The 1946-nt window shown below is 62.8% G+C and carries 4 protein-coding genes; all 4 read left to right on the forward strand.

What is annotated here, in order from left to right; all coding sequences use genetic code 11:
• On the forward strand, nt 1-212 hold a 212-nt coding region (locus ACMO6A_RS10700), incomplete at its 5' end, for a hypothetical protein (RefSeq protein ID WP_418471243.1).
• Between the two features lie 89 nt (nt 213-301).
• On the forward strand, nt 302-811 hold the full coding sequence (locus tag ACMO6A_RS10705) for a hypothetical protein (protein WP_418471244.1): 510 nt from the start codon (nt 302-304) through the stop codon (nt 809-811).
• 89 nt (nt 812-900) lie between these two features.
• A complete protein-coding gene (locus tag ACMO6A_RS10710; protein WP_287067898.1) occupies nt 901-1176 on the forward strand; it encodes a hypothetical protein in 276 nt (91 codons plus the stop codon).
• An 18-nt stretch (nt 1177-1194) separates the two neighbouring features.
• Nucleotides 1195-1946: phage tail tape measure protein (locus tag ACMO6A_RS10715; RefSeq protein WP_418471245.1), on the forward strand; the 752-nt coding region annotated here is incomplete at its 3' end.

A 1946-nucleotide genomic window follows, 5' to 3' on the forward strand; every position in this document is an offset into this window, starting at 1 on the left:
GCAAACACTGCTGGATCGTCCGCCGCCGAGGAAAGACCGTGGACGCCCCGTTCGAGGCAGGAGACGTGATCTCCGTGTACCTCGTGACCATCGGCATCAAAATCCCGGTCGCCCACAGCATCAACAGCCGCCAGATGAGCACCATCAACTTCAGTGCCGACCCATGCAGCAAGGAAGAAACCATCACCGTCACCGCAGCGGTCGGCGAGTAGTCCACCACAGCGCCCCGCGCATCCGGGTCCGTCCGACACGGGGCGCCACCAAAACCGAACGGACCAACAAACGGACAAGGACAAACACATTGAAAATCACCATCACCCGCCCGACCGGCCAACACCGCATCATCACCGACATGCAGGCACTCGCGGAAAGCGTGCGCCTCGGTAACAGGATCATCGAGCTTGATGCCACGGCGGATTCGACCGAGGCAGAGGCGTCCGAACGCCGCAAGGAGCAGGACGCCATCCGCAAGCAGCTGGACTCGTTGTTGAAAAGCGTCGAACACAGGACGCTCGTTGTCACGCTCCGCGGCCTGAACTCCAGCCAGTGGGCGCAGATCACCCTCAAAAACTCCAGGACCGTGCAGGGGCGGGTGGTCAAGGACCTTCCCGCCATCGCGAAGGAAGCTGCGCCGCTCATGATGGAATCCGCCGCATGGGCGGACGGCGATGATGTGGAGTTCACCGGCGAGGAGTTCTCTAATCTCATCGATTCGATGACCGACAGTCAAGTCAATGCACTCATGCAGACCGTGCAGGAGCTCAACACCCCGGTGGTCGAAATCCCAAAAGAGTTGACGCGGCTGGCCTAGCGGACCGGCTCGAGCATGCGCCGGCCCTGATCGACGACCTGCGGTGCGCGCGACGTCTCGGCATCAGTCTGAAACGATGGCTCGGATGGATGCCTTCGGAGGATGATTCCATCGAATGGGATGAGACCGAACGCGACTGGATGCGCGCGCTTGACATGTACGAGAAACTCCATGAATGTCCGTTGTGCGGACTGAGCGTCGACCTGTGCCACGACCAGGGCAAGGTGGACCGGCTGTTCGCCGGAGCGCAGGTGGAGACCTGCTGGATTACGTTCCAACGCGAACGGGCCATGCGCAAATACGAGGAATCCGGCACGGTGCTTGCCCCGCACGCGCAGACCGCGAACCTCATCCCGAGAAACTAGAAGAAGGAGATGCCGACGATGGCGTTGAACGAGAACATCATGATCCGCCTGTCGGCCGATACCTCCAACTATTCCACGAAGATGGCCGCCGCGAGCACGCAGGCGGAGAAGCTCTCCACCGCGTTGGAGAAGCCGGGCAGTAAATCCCGCATCGCCACGAATCTTATGGCGGGAATGGGATTGGCCGCCGTCGCTTTGGGCGTTTCGGCCACGAAGATGGCCGCGGACTTCGACCAGAGCATGAGCACCATCCAAGCCGACCTGCAGGCATCTGACGGCGACATGCAGAAGCTGCGTGCCGCCGCCATCCAGGCGGGCGCCGACACCGTCTACAACGCTAACGAAGCCGCCGACGGCATCGACGCGTTGGGGAAGGCCGGCCTGTCCACCACGGACATCCTTTCAGGCGGTCTGTCCGGAGCGTTGAACTTGGCCGCGTCCGACGGAATGCAGGTCGGCGAGGCCGCAGAACTGATGAGCACCACGCTCAAGCAGTTCAACCTCGAGGGCTCCGACGCGGGCAAGGTCGCGGACGCGCTGGCCGCCGGCGCCGGCAAGGCCGTCGGATCCGCGCACGACCTAGGCCTCGCGTTGAACCAGGCTGGTCTGATGGCGAACAGCATGGGCGTGAGCATGACCGAAACGGTCGGCACGCTGTCCGCGTTCGCCAACGCCGGCATGATCGGCTCCGACGCGGGCACCTCGTTGAAGACGATGCTCCAACGCCTGTCCAACCCCACCAAGGAGGCACAGGCGCAGATGGACGAGCT

The organism is Eggerthella sp. (assembly GCF_048329335.1).
Taxonomy (GTDB): Bacteria; Actinomycetota; Coriobacteriia; order Coriobacteriales; family Eggerthellaceae; genus Eggerthella; species Eggerthella lenta.

What these genes read in the sequence shown, in the direction of transcription:
- ACMO6A_RS10710 (WP_287067898.1), top strand. Translation starts at nt 901, where the DNA reads ATGCCTTCGGAGGATGATTCCATCGAATGGGATGAGACCGAACGCGAC.